This is a genomic window from Pseudogemmobacter blasticus (assembly GCF_003071405.1).
GTDB classification, from domain to species: domain Bacteria; phylum Pseudomonadota; class Alphaproteobacteria; order Rhodobacterales; family Rhodobacteraceae; genus Pseudogemmobacter; species Pseudogemmobacter blasticus.
The window spans coordinates 818,762-834,716 of sequence record NZ_CP020470.1; the positions used below are offsets into that span (position 1 = coordinate 818,762).

Annotated in this window: 13 protein-coding genes; 2 read left to right on the forward strand and 11 right to left on the reverse strand. The window is 67.5% G+C overall.

The features are described from left to right. Positions 1-43: 43 nt before the first annotated feature. Genes B6K69_RS03900 through B6K69_RS03910 form a run of 3 tightly spaced genes read right to left on the reverse strand, consistent with a single transcriptional unit; the run spans position 44 to position 3,480 of the window. Complete coding sequence (locus B6K69_RS03900) at positions 44-1,417, reverse strand: cytochrome P450 (protein WP_108642852.1); 1,374 nt, start codon at positions 1,415-1,417, stop codon at positions 44-46. Further along, positions 1,414-2,661: an alpha/beta hydrolase gene (locus B6K69_RS03905; protein ID WP_108642853.1), complete on the reverse strand. Its 1,248-nt coding sequence runs from the start codon at positions 2,659-2,661 to the stop codon at positions 1,414-1,416. The genes B6K69_RS03900 and B6K69_RS03905 overlap by 4 nt, the downstream gene beginning before the upstream one ends. A gap of 60 nt (positions 2,662-2,721) precedes the next feature. Further along, positions 2,722-3,480, reverse strand: coding sequence for a cytochrome c biogenesis CcdA family protein (locus B6K69_RS03910; RefSeq protein ID WP_107674321.1), 759 nt, complete (start codon positions 3,478-3,480; stop codon positions 2,722-2,724). Between the two features lie 103 nt (positions 3,481-3,583). On the opposite strand from B6K69_RS03910, the gene B6K69_RS03915 reads away from it, so the two are divergent. Next, on the forward strand, positions 3,584-3,844 hold the full coding sequence (locus B6K69_RS03915; protein WP_108642854.1) for a sulfurtransferase TusA family protein: 261 nt from the start codon (positions 3,584-3,586) through the stop codon (positions 3,842-3,844). A 140-nt stretch (positions 3,845-3,984) separates the two neighbouring features. Here the strand turns inward: B6K69_RS03915 and B6K69_RS03920 are convergent, their stop codons facing one another. The 4 genes from B6K69_RS03920 to purQ all read right to left on the reverse strand — a co-directional run bounded on the left by B6K69_RS03920 (position 3,985) and on the right by purQ (position 10,946). Then, positions 3,985-6,705 (reverse strand): Rne/Rng family ribonuclease, encoded by a 2,721-nt coding sequence (locus tag B6K69_RS03920; protein WP_108642855.1) that lies wholly within the window; start codon positions 6,703-6,705, stop codon positions 3,985-3,987. Between the two features lie 426 nt (positions 6,706-7,131). Next, a complete protein-coding gene (locus tag B6K69_RS03925; protein ID WP_108642856.1) occupies positions 7,132-8,460 on the reverse strand; it encodes a sigma-54-dependent transcriptional regulator in 1,329 nt (442 codons plus the stop codon). 7 nt (positions 8,461-8,467) lie between these two features. Continuing rightward, a complete protein-coding gene (locus B6K69_RS03930) occupies positions 8,468-10,231 on the reverse strand; it encodes a sensor histidine kinase (protein ID WP_108642857.1) in 1,764 nt (587 codons plus the stop codon). Between the two features lie 46 nt (positions 10,232-10,277). After that, positions 10,278-10,946 (reverse strand): phosphoribosylformylglycinamidine synthase subunit PurQ, encoded by a 669-nt coding sequence (gene purQ, locus B6K69_RS03935; RefSeq protein ID WP_108642858.1) that lies wholly within the window; start codon positions 10,944-10,946, stop codon positions 10,278-10,280. Positions 10,947-11,053: 107 nt separating this feature from the next. On the opposite strand from purQ, the gene B6K69_RS03940 reads away from it, so the two are divergent. Further along, positions 11,054-12,421, forward strand: a complete 1,368-nt coding sequence (locus B6K69_RS03940; RefSeq protein ID WP_108642859.1) for an FAD-binding oxidoreductase — start codon at positions 11,054-11,056, stop codon at positions 12,419-12,421. An 87-nt stretch (positions 12,422-12,508) separates the two neighbouring features. Here B6K69_RS03940 and B6K69_RS03945 read toward each other — a convergent pair whose 3' ends face one another. The 4 genes from B6K69_RS03945 to B6K69_RS03960 form a co-directional block, all read right to left on the reverse strand. Further along, positions 12,509-12,670, reverse strand: a complete 162-nt coding sequence (locus B6K69_RS03945) for a DUF3563 domain-containing protein (RefSeq protein WP_107674352.1) — start codon at positions 12,668-12,670, stop codon at positions 12,509-12,511. A gap of 203 nt (positions 12,671-12,873) precedes the next feature. Continuing rightward, on the reverse strand, positions 12,874-13,266 hold the full coding sequence (locus B6K69_RS03950) for a GFA family protein (protein WP_108642860.1): 393 nt from the start codon (positions 13,264-13,266) through the stop codon (positions 12,874-12,876). Between the two features lie 52 nt (positions 13,267-13,318). Further along, complete coding sequence (recN, locus tag B6K69_RS03955; protein ID WP_108642861.1) at positions 13,319-14,962, reverse strand: DNA repair protein RecN; 1,644 nt, start codon at positions 14,960-14,962, stop codon at positions 13,319-13,321. A gap of 39 nt (positions 14,963-15,001) precedes the next feature. Next, positions 15,002-15,841 (reverse strand): outer membrane protein assembly factor BamD, encoded by an 840-nt coding sequence (locus B6K69_RS03960; protein WP_107674312.1) that lies wholly within the window; start codon positions 15,839-15,841, stop codon positions 15,002-15,004. Positions 15,842-15,955 lie beyond the last annotated feature (114 nt).

Below are 15,955 nucleotides of genomic sequence, written 5' to 3' on the forward strand. Positions count from 1 at the left end.
GGGGCAGGTTTCCCCTGCCCTGTGACGGCTTGGGATGGCCCGGTCAGGCCGCGCGCCGCGTGACCCGCAGGCGGATGCCGTTTTCCGCCCGCACCGTGAGATGCGCGACGGGCACCGGATCGGCGCCCTCGATCCGGTCGAAGCGGAAGCTGCGCAGCAGAAGCGCCAGCAGGAGCGGCCCCTCGATCATGGCGAAGGCCGCGCCGGTGCAGACGCGCGGGCCGGCCGAGAATGGCAGGAAGGCGTCGCGCGCGGACTGGCGGCCGGCTTCGGTCTGCCAGCGTGCGGGATCGAAGGCGTCGGGGTTGGCCCAGAGCCGGTCATGCCGGTGCAGGTGCCAGGGCGACAGCACCACCTGCGCGCCAGGGGCGACCTTGCGGCCACGGAAATCCTCGGGGCAGCGGTTTTCGCGCACCATCATCGGCACCGGCGGGTAAAGGCGCAGCGTTTCGCGGAACACGTCGCGGGCGCGTTTCAGCCGGCCCACGGCGGCGAAATCGGGGCTGTCGCCCAGCGACCGCGCCTCGGCGGCGACTTCGTCCTGCACCTCGGGGTAAAGCGCCAGCAGATAGAGCGTCCAGGCCAGGGCCGAGGCGCTGGTCTCATGCCCGGCAAGGAAGAAGATCGCGACCTGATCCACCATTTCCGAGGCATCGAAGCGTTCGCCGGTCTGCGGATCGGCGGTGGTCATGATCTTGGTGGCCAGATCGTCGGGCGCGGTGCCCGCGGCGATGGCGGCGGCGCGTTCGGCGGTGAGTTGCGCGATCAGCCCGCGGATCAGCGCGGCCGAGCGCCGGGTGGCGCGGCGGTGCAGGCGCGGCATCCAGCGCGGCAGCGGCAGGAAGGCGGCAAGGTTCAGGATCGGCTGGGTGCGCTGATAGGCGCGGAATTCGTGGAAGACGCGGGCGGCGACCTCATTCTCGATGGGGATCGAGAACAGGGTGCGGAAGATCACGTCGGCGGCGGCGTGGCTCATCGCCTCTTCCACCTCGACCTCGCCCTCGGACAGGCGGGCCACCGCCGCCTGCCCGGCGGCCAGCATGGCGGGATAGGTGTCCTTCAGGCGACCGCCTTCGAAGGCCGGGTCGATGATGCGGCGCTGGCGTTTCCATTCCTCGCCATTGGTCAGGAAGACCGACCGGCCCAGAAGCGGCGCCAGACCTTCGCCGATGCGGTTCGACTTGGGGAAATCGTCGGGGCGTTCGTTCAGCACGCGGGTAACAAGTGCAGGGTCGTTGCACATGTAGCTGCGGAAGAACGGGGTGCGGAATTCGGCCATCCAGGCGTGATAGAGCCGCGCGGGCTGGGCCGAGAGGATGTCGCGGCGGAAGAGCCGCAGGTAGCCCAGCAGCGACACCTTGTCGGGCCGCGGCGCGGGCTTGGGCGGCAGCGGGCGGTGAACGGGGCAGCCGGTCATGTCAGACTCGTATGGCGGTTCACCGCGCGGGTGATGCGGCTGCCCGAAGGCGCCCGGTCGCGGTAGCGGGCGGCAAGGGTCTGCGGGCCGGCGGTGATGCGGAAGTAATCATATTCCCCGTCGGCCCCGGTCAGGGCGTCGAAGGCGCAGAGATACTGGAAATGCAGGCGGAAGAAGCGCCAGCGCAGTTCCTTCCAGCGGGCGGGGGTCAGCGTCTGGGTGAAGGCCGCCGACAGCACCAGCGGCCAGCGCTGGTTGGCGGGGGCGACGCCGGTGACCGCCACCGGATCGCAAAGCGCGAAGGCGCAGCCGTCGCCCGGCGCGGTGACATCGACCCAGGTCAGCTCCTCACGCGCCGAGAGATAGCGCAGATCGGCGCGCAGGCGGTGGGCGCCCGGCAGGAAGGATACCATCGGCACCACCTGCCCCAGGCTGAGGAAGGCCAGCGCCGGGCGGTGCAGCGGCAGGCCGCCGCGGATCAGGTCGGAGAGGATCGACACGCCGACATGCGCGCCCGAGGAATGGCCGACGACCAGCACCTCGTCGAAGTCCTGGTCCAGCGCGGCGCGGATGGCCGCCCGAAATTCCGCCATCCGCGCCTCAAGCCCCGGAGGGTTGGCGCCGCCCGACAGGGCCGAGAAGGCGTAATCGTGCATCAGGTAATAGGCATAGGTCTTGTTGTCGATCGACCGGAACCAGCGCAGCGCCAGCACCAGAACCCCGGCCCCGGCCAGAAGCCCGGCCGCCCAATGGCCGAAGCGCGACACCAGCGCCGCCGCAAGACCGGCTGCCAGCAGGGCCGCCAGAAGCTGCACCAGCAGGAAGACGATCGGATAAAGCGCGGCGATCATCGGGCCCTTGCGCAGCTTCATCAGCCGGAACAGCGCCCCCGAGCCGATATAGGCCCAGGCGGTGCGGACCAGTTGCAGATAGGTGGCGGGAATGGTGTTCGACATGCTTTCGCGCACGATGTCGGACCAGACCAGCACCTCGACATCCGATTCGGTCGCCCGACCGTCGAACTGGCCGTTCACATGCCAGCCATAGGGGCCTTTGGTCGTCTTGGGGGTGAGGGCCAGATCATAGCCGCAGATCCGGGCCTGATCGGTGCCTTCCTTGCGGTAAAGTTCGCGGTAGCGGCGCGGGTGGATCGGGTCATAGCCGGGAATATAGAAGACGCGCCGGCGAAACGCCCGCGTCGCCTGGTCCGGCCTGTCGTGATCCTGTGGCGCTTGCTGTTCCATCCGGCCTTTCCCTGGGTCCGATCATGCCCGGAAATCCGGCAAGGTCCAGAGGGTGCGACATCATCCCAAAAGGGGAATCCCAAGCGCATCAAAGCCTTCCAGCAACCACCAGCTGAAATCGGTGAAGGCGCCGGTCACCAGGGCAAGCCCGACGATCAGCAGAAGCGCGCCCATGGCGCGTTCGATCCATTTCATGTGGCGCTTGAGGCGGGTCATCAGGCCCATGGCCCGGCCGATGAACAGCGCGGCCAGCAGGAAGGGCAGCCCCAGCCCCACGGCGTAGACCGCCAGCAACACCATGCCGCGGCCGATGTTGCCCTCTTGCGCGGCAAGGCTGAGGATGGCGCCCAGTTGCGGGCCGATGCAGGGCGTCCAGCCGGCGGCGAAGGCAAGGCCCAGCACGAAGGCGCCAAGCGCCGAACCGCCACGGTCGCCGGCATCAAGCCGTGCCTCGCGGTCAAGGATCGGGATGCGGAAGACGCCCAGGAAATGCAGGCCGAAGACGATGACCACCACGCCGGCCGCCTTGGCGAAGAGCTGCTGGTTGGTCAGGAAGAAGGCCCCGAAGGCAGAGGCGGCAAATCCCAGCAGCAGAAAGACGGTGGACAGCCCCAGCACGAAGAACAGCGCGGGCAGGATGACCCGGCGGCGGGCTTCGCTGGCGCCCGTCATCTCGCCCATGGAAATGCCGCCCATATAGGCCAGATAGGGCGGCACCACCGGCAGAACGCAGGGCGACAGGAACGACAGCACGCCCGCCACCAGCGCAATCGCCATGGCCGGAAGCAGGCTGGCGTCGATGAGGTCGATCCCGAACATGGGCCCTGTCTAGCGGCAACGGCGGGCGGCGTCACGGGGGGCGGCTGTCACTTTGGCGGGAAGGGCCTGTCACATTCCGCCGCAAGGCCCTATCACCGTGGTCATGTCAGACCTGCCGGACACCTGGGATCACGAGATTGATTGCGAGGGGCTGCTGTGCCCCCTGCCCGTGCTGCGCGCGCGCAAGCGGCTGATGGCCATGGCACTGGGCCAGGTGCTGTGCGTGCGGGCGACCGATGCGATGGCGGCGGTGGACCTGCCGCATTTCTGCGGCCAGGCCGGGCACAGCTACCTTGGGCAAACGGCCGACGGGGCGGTGGCGCGGCATCTGATCCGGGCGGGCGGTCAAGGGTCGGCGGGCTGAGGCTGCCGCGCGGGCGGCTGCCCCTGCCCCTGATCGTTTCGCGCCGATCCCGACAGGCGAAATCTTCGGAGATGCTGAAGGCTTGGACGGCCCCACCTTCAGCAAGAAAGGGCGGGTTTCCCCGCCCTTTCAGCCTTGTATCACTTCTTCGACCACCAGCCGAACCGGCGCGGCTTGGACGCGGCGGCCTCGCCCGGGTCGGATTGCAGCGCCGTGCCTTCGGCCGGGTCGGGCGTCGGGGCGGGTTGCAGCGCGGGGGCTTCCACCTCGGCCGGCGCAGGGGCCGCTTCGGGGGCGGCTTCGGCCGCGACAGGCGCCGGTTCCGCCGGGGCGGCGGGCTTGGCCGGTTTGGCCGCCCTGGAGCGGGCCGCCGGTTTCGCCTTGGCGGCCGGCTTGGCTTCGGCGTCAGCCGGCGCTTCGCTGGCGGTCTCGGCGGGCGCGGCTTCGGCGGCGCTTGCCTCGGCATTGGCCTCAGCACTGGCCGCAGACTTGCGCGGGGCACGGGTGCGCTTGCGCGCCGGGGCTTCGGCTTCGGGCGCGGCCTCGGCCACCGGCTCGGCGGCAGCTTCGGTTGCGGCTTCCGCGGCGGGCTTGCGCCGGGCGCGGGTGCGCTTGCGGGCCGGGGCGGGTTCGGCAGCGGCGTCCTCGACGTTCACCGTCTCGGCAGCGGCTTCGGGGGCGGCGCCCTCTTCGGCCTCGTCGGCGTCATCGGCATCGTCCTGCCCCTCGGCGGCCCCTTCGGCCCCGCCTTCGCGGTTTCCACTCCGACGACGACGGCGGCGGCGGCGCTTCTTCTTGCCACCCTCTCCGTCACCGCCACGGTCACCGCCGCGCGGCGCCGGAGCGCGGGCTTCGGTTTCCTCGCCCTCGGCCTCGACCTCGGGCTCGTCCTCTTCGATCTCGGCCTCATCGACCAGATCGTCTTCGTCCTCTTCCTCGACGGGGGCGCCCATCAGGCCGGCATGACCCGACACCACCGGCATCGGTTCCGGCACCACGCGGGTCGCGGTCTTGAACTTCTCGATCGAGTAGTCGGGCGACACCAGCATCGGGTCGGCCTCAAGCCGGACCGCCATGCCATAGCGGGCCTCGATCAGCGCGATGTGTTCGCGCTTCTGGTTGAACAGGTAGTTGATGATGCCGACCGGCGCCTTCAGCAGCACTTCCTTGCTGCGCTTGCGGGTGCCTTCCTCTTCCAGCGCGCGCAGGATGGTCAGCGCCATGCTGTCGTCGCTGCGGATCAGGCCGGTGCCGTGGCAATGCGGGCAAGGCTGCGTGGTCGATTCCAGCATCCCGGGGCGCAGGCGCTGGCGGCTCATTTCCATCAGGCCGAAGCCCGAGATGCGGCCCACCTGGATGCGGGCGCGGTCGGTCTTGAGCTTGTCCTTGAGGCGCTTCTCGACGGTGGCGTTGTTCTTCCGCTCTTCCATGTCGATGAAGTCGATGACGATCAGACCGGCCAGGTCGCGCAGGCGCAACTGGCGGGCAATCTCTTCGGCGGCCTCGACGTTGGTCTTGAGCGCGGTTTCCTCGATCGAGCCTTCCTTGGTGGCGCGGCCCGAGTTCACGTCGATGGCAACCAGCGCCTCGGTCACGCCGATGACGATGTAGCCGCCCGATTTCAGTTGCACGACCGGGTTGAACATGCCGGCCAGGTAGCTTTCCACCTGATAGCGGGCGAACAACGGCATGGGTTCGTCATACCGCTTCACCTGCTTGGCGTGGCTGGGCATGATCATCCGCATGAAGTCCTTGGCGGTGCGGTAACCGCCCTCGCCTTCCACCAGAACCTCGTCGATCTCGCGCGAGTAAAGGTCGCGGATCGTGCGCTTGATGAGGTTGCCTTCCTCGTAGATCGTGGCGGGGGCGATCGACTTGAGCGTCAGATCACGCACCTCTTCCCACAGGCGCATCAGATATTCGTAGTCGCGCTTGATCTCGGCCTTGGTGCGCTTGGCGCCCGCGGTGCGGATGATCAGGCCGGCACCTTCCGGCACCTCCATCTCGCCCGCGATTTCCTTGAGCTTCTTGCGGTCAACGGCGTTGGTGATCTTGCGGGAAATGCCGCCGCCGCGCGCGGTGTTCGGCATCAGCACGCAGTAGCGGCCGGCCAGCGACAGATAGGTGGTCAGCGCCGCGCCCTTGTTGCCGCGTTCTTCCTTGACGACCTGGACCAGCATGATCTGCCGGACCTTGATCACTTCCTGAATCTTGTAGCGCCGCGAGCGCGACCGTTTCGGGGCGCTGATCTCTTCGGACACGTCTTCTTCGGCAATCGATTCGATCTCGTCATCGGTGTCCGAGGCGTGATCCATCGCGCGCCAGGCCGGGGCGCCGTTTTCGCCGTTTTCGGTGGCGGGGGCCGCAACGGCCTGTTCAACGGCGGACTCTGCAACCACGTCGGTCGCTTCGGCAATCGCATCGGCGGGCACTTCGGCCGCCTCGTCTTCAAGATCCACCACATCCATGCCCGAGGGGCCGGATTTCACCGCGTCGGGGCGGGCGGATTCGGCCTTGGGACGGGGCGCGCGGCGGCGATGGCGGCGGTTTTCTTCCTCTTCCTCGGCGCGGGCAAGCTGGCGTTCCTCTTCCAGCAGCGCCTTCCGGTCGGCGACCGGGATCTGGTAGTAATCCGGGTGGATTTCGGCGAAGGCCAGGAACCCGTGGCGGTTCCCGCCGTAATCCACAAAGGCCGCCTGCAGCGAGGGTTCGACCCGTGTCACCTTGGCCAGGTAGATGTTCCCGGCCAGTTGGCGCTTGTTTACGGTTTCAAAGTCAAACTCTTCGACCTTGTTTCCGTCCACCACGACAACGCGGGTCTCTTCCGCATGTGTGGCGTCGATAAGCATCTTCTTGGGCATGTTGTTCCATTGCGACCCGTGCGCAAGGCTGCCCCCGGCGGACCGGCGGCGGGATTACGGGAAACGGGGCGGCTTGTCTGGGCGGGGGCGGCGGTCGTGCGCGTGCGGACCCTGCCCTGCGGGCAGACCTCGCCTGTCGCTGCACTGTTCACGCGCCTCATCGCGGTTCACGTCAAGAGGGCCTTGCGACCCTCCGCCTTCAGCAGCCTTCCAGCGCCGGTTTCCCGCGCCTTGGGCAATGTGCACGGCCTTGCGGCCGATCCGGCTCCCCGAACGCGGCGCGTCTGGCGCGCATCAGCGAGGGGGGAGAGAATTTCCTGGGCCGGAAAACCGGCTCGCCGCGACCCTAGCGGCAAAGCCGGGCCAAGAGCAATGCACAATTTGAGAGGGGCCACACAATCCAGAGGCGAGTTCAGGGGTGCGCGGTCAGGTATAATCGCCGCGCACCAGCCCGTATTTGGCCATCTTCTCGTTCAGGGTGCGCCGCGGCAGGCAGAGTTCTTCCATCACCGCCACGATGCTGCCCTTGTGCCGGCGCATGGTGTTGTCGATCAGCATCCGTTCGAAAGCCTCGACATATTCCTTGAGCGGCTTGCCTTCGGTGGTCATCGCGGGACCGCTGGCTTCGTTGTCGGCCATCAGCAGCGAGGCGATGGAGCCCGACCCGCGCCGGTTCTGCAAGACGGCCCGTTCGGCGATGTTCACCAGTTGCCGCACATTGCCCGGCCAGGGCGCCTGCAACAGTTGCGCCGCCTCTTGCGCGGTCACCTGCGGGGCGTCGCAGCCGTATTCTTCGGCAAACTGTTCGGAGAGGCGGGTGAAAAGCTGAAGGATGTCTTCCCCCCGCGCCCGCAGCGGCGGCAGCACGATGGTCATCGCGCCCAGCCGGTAATAGAGGTCTGACCGCAGCGCCTGTTCCAGCGTCACGTCGGGGGCGTGCTGGTTGCGGATCGCGATGATCCGGGTTTCCGGCGGCAGGCCCTGTTCGTTGATGAAGGTCAGAAGCCGGGCCTGCAACGGGTTCGGCAGCGCCTCGATGTCTTCAAGGCAAAGCGTGCCGCCGCGCGCCTCTTCGACCAGGGGAATCACCCCGTCCTCGGCCGGGCCGAACAGCTTGGCGGCCAACTGGTCTTCGGACCAGGCGGCGCAGGAAATGCTGACGAATTTCTTGGACGCGCGCGGCCCCACGGCGTGCAGCGCATGGGCGACCAGCGTCTTGCCGGTGCCGGTTTCGCCGTCGATCAGGACGTGGCTGTCGGCCTGACCCAGATCCAGGATGTCCTCGCGCAGACGGTCCATCGCGGGGCTGGACCCGACCAGCTTCTTCATGATGGTGCTGCCGTCCGACAGTTCGCGCCGCAGGGCGCGGTTGTCCAGCGTCATCCGCCGCGCCTGGGTGGCCTTCTTGGCCAGTTCGGTCATCCGGTCGGGGTTGAACGGCTTTTCCAGAAAATCGAAGGCTCCGACGCGCATCGCTTCAACTGCCATTGGCACGTCGCCATGGCCGGTGATCATGATCACGGGCAGGCCGGAATCCTGGCTCATCAGGCGCTTGAGGAAGGCCATCCCGTCCATGCCGGGCATCTTGATGTCGCTGACCACGACGCCCTGAAAATCGGGGCCGATCACCTTGAGCGCCTCTTCCGCGCTGCCGAATGTCACCGTGTCGAAGCCGCTCAGTGCCAACCACTGGCTGATCGACGCCCGCATGTCGGCCTCGTCGTCAACGATCGCGACCTTCATCGAAAGTGCCATGCCTGCCTCATTCTGCTGCTTGTTGTTCTTTGCCAAGGATCGGCAATTGCATTTCAAAGACCGCGCCGCCCGTTTCACTGTTGCGCGCGGTCAACCGGCCGCCCAGATCGCTGACGATGCCGGAGGAGATGGCCAGACCAAGGCCGACGCCCTCGCCCGGCTTCTTGGTGGTGTAGAACGGCTCGAACAGGTTATCGAGTTCGTCGATGCCGTGGCCATTGTCACGCACCGACAGCGTGGCCGTCTCGCCCTCGGCCAGAAGCAGATCAATCTGCGGGGCCTTGACGCCCTTGGTGGCATCCAGCGCGTTGCGAAGCAGGTTGATGATCACCTGTTCCAGACGGATGCGGTCAGCCATGACCATGACCGGATGGCGCGGCAGGGCGCGGGTGATCTTGACCACGCGCGCCTTGAGCTGCGGTTCCATCATCGACAGCGCCGACGAGATGCAGGCGCGCAGATCGACCGGCTCGAACGCCTCGCCGCCCTTGCGGGCATAGGATTTCAGTTGCCGGGTGATCGCGCCCATCCGCTCGATCAGATCGTCGATCCGCTGGAACGACGACAGCGCCTCGTCCGGCCGGCGGCGCAGCAACAAGAGCCGCGCCCCGGCGAGATAGGTCTTCATCGCGGCCAGCGGCTGATTCAGTTCGTGGCTGACCGCCGCCGACATCTCGCCCAGGGCGGCCAGCTTGGACGATTGCGCCAGCGTCTGCTCGGCCACCTCAAGATCCTTCTGCACCTTTTCACGTTCCGCGATTTCGCGCTGCAGCCGGGCGTTCAGGATGCGCAGTTCCGCAGATTCGCGTTGCAACGAGATCGAGCGCGACCAGGCCCGGCGGCTGAGCAGATAGAAGGTCAGCGCCATCACGATGGCAAAGCCCATGATTTCCAGCGCCAGAATGCCGTTGACCTTCTCGCGCACCGAATCATAGGCGGTGAAGGTATAGATCCGCCAGCCACGGAACGGCACGCGGGCATCGGTCCGCATCACCGCCTCGCCGCGGACATAGGCGTCGGGCGGCGCCTGCGCCCAGTCTGCCGTCGCCTGAAAGGCCCGCTCCAGCGCCGAAGGCGCATCGCGCGCGGCCAGGGCCTCGGCCAACGACTTGCCGCGCCAGGCGGGTTCGGTCGCCAGGATCACCGTGCCTTCGCTGTCGGTCACCAGCACCGCATCCTGCAAGCCGGCCCAGGCGCGTTCGTATTTCATCAGGTCGACCGAAACCACGATGACGCCCAGCACCCGCCCATCCGCGACCACGGCGCGCGAATAGGAAAAGTCAAAGCCGCCGGTGTCGCGCCGCGCGGCGGTGAACAGCGTCGTTTCCTTGGCCCTCTGCGCATCTACAAAGAAGGAATCGTTGCGGTGGCTGGTGCCCAGCAGGTTGCGGTTGGTTGCCCCCACCACGCGCCCGTTCACATCCATCAGCCGGATCGCCGCCACGCCGATCTCGGATTGCAGGGAAATCAGCTTGCCGGATGTCTTGGAGAAGTCGCCGGCCTTCAGCGCCTCGATCAGCGCGGGGTCGCGTGCCAGCAACAGCGGCACGACCGAGGTGCGCTGCAATTCCGACACAAGGTTGCCGGTGTAAAGCGCCAGGCGCACCTCGGCCCGGTTGCGGGTGGAATCGACGAACCGCTCGGACAGCCAGCGGTTCGACACCACGACAACGCCCACCGCCAGCACCAGCAGGGCAGCGACGACAAGCTTTACGCGCCAAGGCAGGCCCTGGGGCATGTCGCCAGAGGTGGGATCACTTTCGGATGTCATGGCCGAAGTCTAGGGACCGGCGCGGCCCGTCTCAAGGCAATGGCCCTCAGGCCAGCGCCATCCCGCCCATCAGCCCGGCGAACATCGCCGCACCGTCAACCGAGCCGTGCAGCGCCTCGGCGGCGCGTTCGGGGTGCGGCATCAGGCCGAAGACACGGCGGTTTTCGGACAGGATACCGGCGATGTCGGCCATGCTGCCGTTGGGGTTGTCGGCATAGGTCAGCGCGATGCGGTCTTCGTCCTGCAACCGCTTCAGGCCATCGGCGTCGATGGTATAGTTGCCGTCATGGTGGGCCACCGGAATACGGATCTGCTGGCCCTTGGCGAAGGTCGAGGTATAGGCCGAGTCGGTGGTGACGACATTCAGCGTGACCGTGCGGCAGACGAAGCGCAGCGTGGCGTTGCGCATCAGCACGCCGGGCAGAAGGCCCATCTCGGTGATGACCTGAAAGCCGTTGCAGATGCCCAGCACATAGCCGCCGCGCTGCGCGTGTTTCACGATGGCCCCGCCGACCGGGGATTTCGCCGCGATGGCGCCGCAGCGCAGGTAATCGCCATAGGAAAACCCGCCCGGCACGCCGACCACATCGACGCCCGCCGGCAGTTCGGCATCCTTGTGCCAGATCCGCGTCACCTGGAACCCGGCGCCTTCAAAGGCGACGACAAGATCACGGTCGCAGTTCGACCCCGGAAAGGTGATGACGGCGGCTTTCATGACGGAACCTCGGGTTTGCGGCGGTGGTGCGGGCTTAGCGCAAAGGTCGCAGCATTTCCACCCCGCAGGGCTTGCGTCAGGGGGCAGAATGAACAACTTTCCGCGTCATGCTGACAGAATCCGCCCTTGCCGAACTTCGCGCCGTTTTCGGCGCCCGCCTGTCCACCGCGCGCGCTGTGCTGGACGCCCATGCCCAAAGCGAAAGCCTTGTCTCTGGCCCGCCGCCCGAGGCGGTGGCCTGGCCCGAAAGCACGGCTGAAGTGGCCGAGCTTGCCCGGCTGTCGGACCGGCACGGCTTTGCGCTGGTGGGTTGGGGGGCCGGCACCTCGCTTGAGGGACATGCGCTGGCGCTGGCGGGCGGGGTGACGGTGGATTTCACCCGGATGGACAAGGTTCTGTCGGTCCACCCCGAGGACATGACCGCCGTGGTCCAGCCCGGCATCACCCGCGAACGCCTGAATGAAGAGCTGCGCGCGACCGGCCTGTTCTTCCCGGTCGATCCCGGCGCCAATGCCACCTTGGGCGGCATGGCGGCCACCCGCGCCTCGGGCACGGCGGCGGTGCGTTATGGCACCATGCGCGGCAATGTGCTGGGGCTTGAGGTGGTGCTGGCCAGCGGCGAGGTGATCCGCACCGGCACGGCGGCGCCGAAATCCTCGGCCGGGTATGACCTGACCGGGCTGATCGTCGGGTCCGAGGGCACGCTGGGCCTGATCACCGAACTGACGCTGCGCCTGCATGGCCAGCCCGAGGCGGTGTCGGCGGCGGTCTGCGCCTTTGACAGCATGGCCCATGCGGTGGATTGCGTGATCGCGACCATCCAGTCGGGCGTGCCCATGGCGCGGATCGAGTTTCTGGACGCGGCGACGGTGACGGCGGTCAACGCCTATTCCCGCCTTGATCTGCCCGTGGCGCCGCAGTTGCTGGTGGAATTCCACGGCTCGCCCGACGGGGTAACGGAACAGGCCGCACGCTTTGGCGACATCGCCACCGGCTTCGGGGCGACCGGGTTCCAGTGGGCGAAAGCCCCCGAGGATCGCAAGAAGCTGTGGGCGGCCCGTCATGCGGCCTATCGGGCGATCCTGGCCTCGCGCCCCGGATCGCGGGCCATCGTCACCGATGCATGCGTGCCGATCTCGGCCCTGGCGGCGGCGGTCGAGGAGACGGCGGCGGATATTGCGGCCTCGGGTCTGCCGGGGCCGATCTTGGGCCATGTGGGGGACGGGAATTTCCACGCGATCCTGATGGTGCGCGAGGGCGACGCGGAAGAGGCGGCCACCGCCAAGGCACTGGCGCACCGCATGGCCGAACGGGCGTTGCGGCTGGGCGGCACGATCACCGGCGAACACGGGATCGGCTTTGGAAAGAAGGGGCTGATGGCGGCCGAACACGGGGCGACCTGGGCCGCGATGGGGCGGATCAAGGCCGCTCTGGACCCGAAGGGGCTGATGAACCCGGGCAAGCTGGTGCCCTGAAACAGAAAGTGCCCCATGAGGGGCACTTCGTCGGGCCGTTTCCCGTGCTGTCATTCCGTCACGGCGCCGGGGCGCCGCAACCGGACCTCAGTAGTAGCGGGTCGGGCGGCGGAACAGGCCCGCGTCCACATCGCGTTCACGGCGTTCCAGATCAATGCGCGACACGGCACCTTCCAGATAGCGGTGTTCCATTTCTTCGATGCTGGGGCCTTGCAGGGTTTTCAGCACAGTCTTCAGACGAGCGAACATGGCGAACCCTCCTTCTTTTGCGGTCATTCAGTTCACAGGGCGAATATAGGTTGCTGCAGCGCAGCGAAAAAGGCTGGAATGGCGAATCCCGCCATGCGCCACACGCATAGCGCTATCAGATTTAGCAATTCTCGCGGGCCGGATGCCTTGCGCAGAGCGGCAGCCGGCCAAAGCCCCCTGCCCGCGCGCCCCAAAGCGGGCGGTCAGTCCTCGCTGCGGCCGTCCGAGGCGCGGTTGCGTTCATAGCCGCGCATCCCGGGAAAGGCCGGCAACCAGGCCTCGCGGCGGGTGGTCCACAGCTCATAACTGGGGCGGAACTGGTCGGGCGCGTCGAAAGCGCCCAGGTTGACCTCAACCTCATCGCCGCTGCGGCCAAAGACCGGCGAGCCGCAGGTGGGGCAGAAGTGGCGCCCGCGATAGGCGCGGGTTTCGCCGGTGACGGTCACGGCGTCTTCGGGAAAGATGGCCGATCCGTGGAACAGCGCGCCGTGATGCTTGCGGCAGTCAAGGCAATGGCAGAGGCCAACCCGGTAGGGGCGCCCGCTGGCGATGACGCGGACGCTGCCGCAAAGACACCCGGCGGTGAACTGTTCCATGCTGCCCCCCAAGGCCCGATGGTGTGGAAGATAGCATCGGCAGGCGGCGGCGTCAGCCCGCCAGCAGCGCGCGGGCCGCCTGACGGGCGGCATCGGTGACCGTATCGCCCGCCAGCATCCGGGCGATTTCCTCAACCCGGTCGTCCGGGGCCAGCGCGGTGACGGCAGACAGCGTGGCATCACCCTGCACGCGCTTTTCCACCCGCCAATGCGCCACGCCAAGGGCGGCCACCTGCGGTGAATGGGTGACAACCAGCACCTGCGCGCCCTCGGCCAGCGCCTTGAGCCGGCGCCCCACGGCATCGGCGGTGGCGCCGCCGACGCCACGGTCGATTTCGTCGAAGATCAGCGTCAGCCCGCGCGACTGCCCGGTGAGGCAGACCTTGAGCGCCAGCAGGAAGCGGCTGAGTTCGCCGCCCGAGGCGATGCGGTTCAGCGCGCCGGGCGGCGCGCCGGGGTTGGTGGTGACGGTGAAGGTAACGGAATCCATGCCGTCGGGGCCGGGTTCGGCCTCGTCCAGACGGGTGACGAACAGGGCGCGTTCCATCTTGAGCGGGGCCAGTTCGCCCGCCATGGCGGCATCCAGACGCGCGGCCGCCTCGCGGCGCAGGGCGCGGATGCGGCGGGCCTCTTCGGCATAGGCGGCCTCGGCGGCGGTGACGGCGCGGGACAGTTTCGCAAGCCCCGCCTCGCCGGCATCCAGCGCCTCAAGCCGGGTGGCCAGCGCGGCGGCATGGGCGGCCAGATCATCGGGCGCAACCGCGTGCTTGCGGGCCAGCGCGCGGATGGCGAACAGCCGTTCTTCCGCCGCCTCCAGCTCGGCCGGGTTGAAATCCAGCGCCTCAAGGCAGTGTTCCACCCCGGCCAGCGCCTCGGACAGTTCGATGCTGGCGCGCGACAGGGCGGCAAGCGGTTCGTCCAGCCGCCCCCCGGCCTTGTCGGCGGCGCCTTCCAGCCAGCGCTGCGCGTCGCGCATCCGGCCTTCGGCGCCGTCTTCCGACAGGGCGGCCTGCGCACGGGCGATGTCGTCGCGGATGCGGGCGGCGCCCTGCATCAGCCGGCGGCTGGCATCCAGCGTGGCCTCTTCCCCCGGCTGCGGGTCAAGTTTGACCAGCTCGGCCACGGCATGACGCAGATAGTCTTCCTCGGTGCGGGCGCGGGCGATCTGTGCCTCGGCCTGGAACAGCGCGTCGCGCGCCTGGCGCTGCGCGGCCCAAAGCGCGCGCAGCGGCGCAAGGTCAAACCCGGCGAAGCTGTCCAGCAGCGCGCGATGGCCGCGCGGGTTCAGCAGGCCCCGGTCATCATGCTGGCCATGCAGTTCGACCAGCGTTTCCGACAGGTCGCGCAGCACTTCGGCCGTCACGCGGCGGTCATTGGCGAAGGCCTGGCGGCGGCCGTCGGCCTGGGCCACGCGGCGCAGGATCAGCTCGCCCTCGGCCGCGATGCCGGCCTCGGCCAGAAGGGGCGCGGCGGGGTGGCCGGCGGGCAGGTCGAAAACGGCGGTCACCTCGGCCCGGTCGGCCCCGGCGCGCACCACATCGGCCCGCCCCTTCCAGCCCAGCACCATGCCAAGCGCATCAAGCAGAATCGATTTGCCGGCCCCGGTTTCGCCGGTCAGCACGTTGAGGCCCGGACCCAGATCCATGGCCAGCCGGTCGATGATCAGCACATCGCGGATTTCAAGCGATCGAAGCATCAGGTCAGGCCATCGGAAGCGTGCCGGCACGCCCCATGGTTACAGCCACTCGCCGCGAACCATCTGGCGATAGATCTTGGTCAGCCAGCTATCGCCCTTGGCTTCAGGCGAAAGCCCCCTGCCCTTCAGCAGGTTGAAGCTGTCCTGATAGAAGGGCGAGGACTGGTAGTTGTAGCCAAGAATGGCGGCGGCGGTCTGCGCCTCGGATTCGAAGCCAAGGGCAAGATAACATTCGACCAGACGGTGCAGCGCCTCGGCGGTGTGCGTGGTGGTCTGGAAATCCTGCACCACGGTGCGGAAGCGGTTCAGCGCCGCCGCATAATGCTTGCGCTTGAGGTAGTAGCGCCCGATTTCCATTTCCTTCGCGGCCAGATGGTCGAAGGCCAGGTCGAACTTGAGAATCGCCGACTGGGCATATTCGCTGTCGGGATATTTCTCGATCACGTCGCGCATGGCCTGCAGCGCCTGGAACGTCAGCCCCTGGTCGCGACCGACATCGTCGATCTGGTCATAATAGCTGAGCGCCATCAGATACTGCGCATAGGCGGCATCTTCGTCATCGGGGTAGAAATCCAGGAACCGCTGCGAGGCGGCGCGGGATTCTTCGTATTTCTTGGTCTTGTGCAGGGTGAAGGCCTGCATGATCAGCGCGCGCTTGGCGTATTCGGTATAGGGATAGAGGCGTTCGATTTCCTGGAAGTAGCGCAGCGAATCCTGCGGCCGCTTGCCGGTTTCCAGAACCAGTTCGCCCTGCTTGTAAAGCTGTTCGGCCGTGTAGCCTTCAAGCGACTCGGTCTTGGGGTTGGAGCCGCAGGCCGACAAAACAGCCGTCAGCGCCAGTGCCGTTGCCAGCCGTCTACCCGAACGTCCGCCTGCCATGTGTTGCCTATCCAAACCCGTCGTCCTTGTCCGGCACCCTGTCACGGGCCCCGCCCGGGTGATTTGCTCCCGGCTTTTGCGCTGTCCTAGCATAGAAAAATCCGGGGCGCAAAA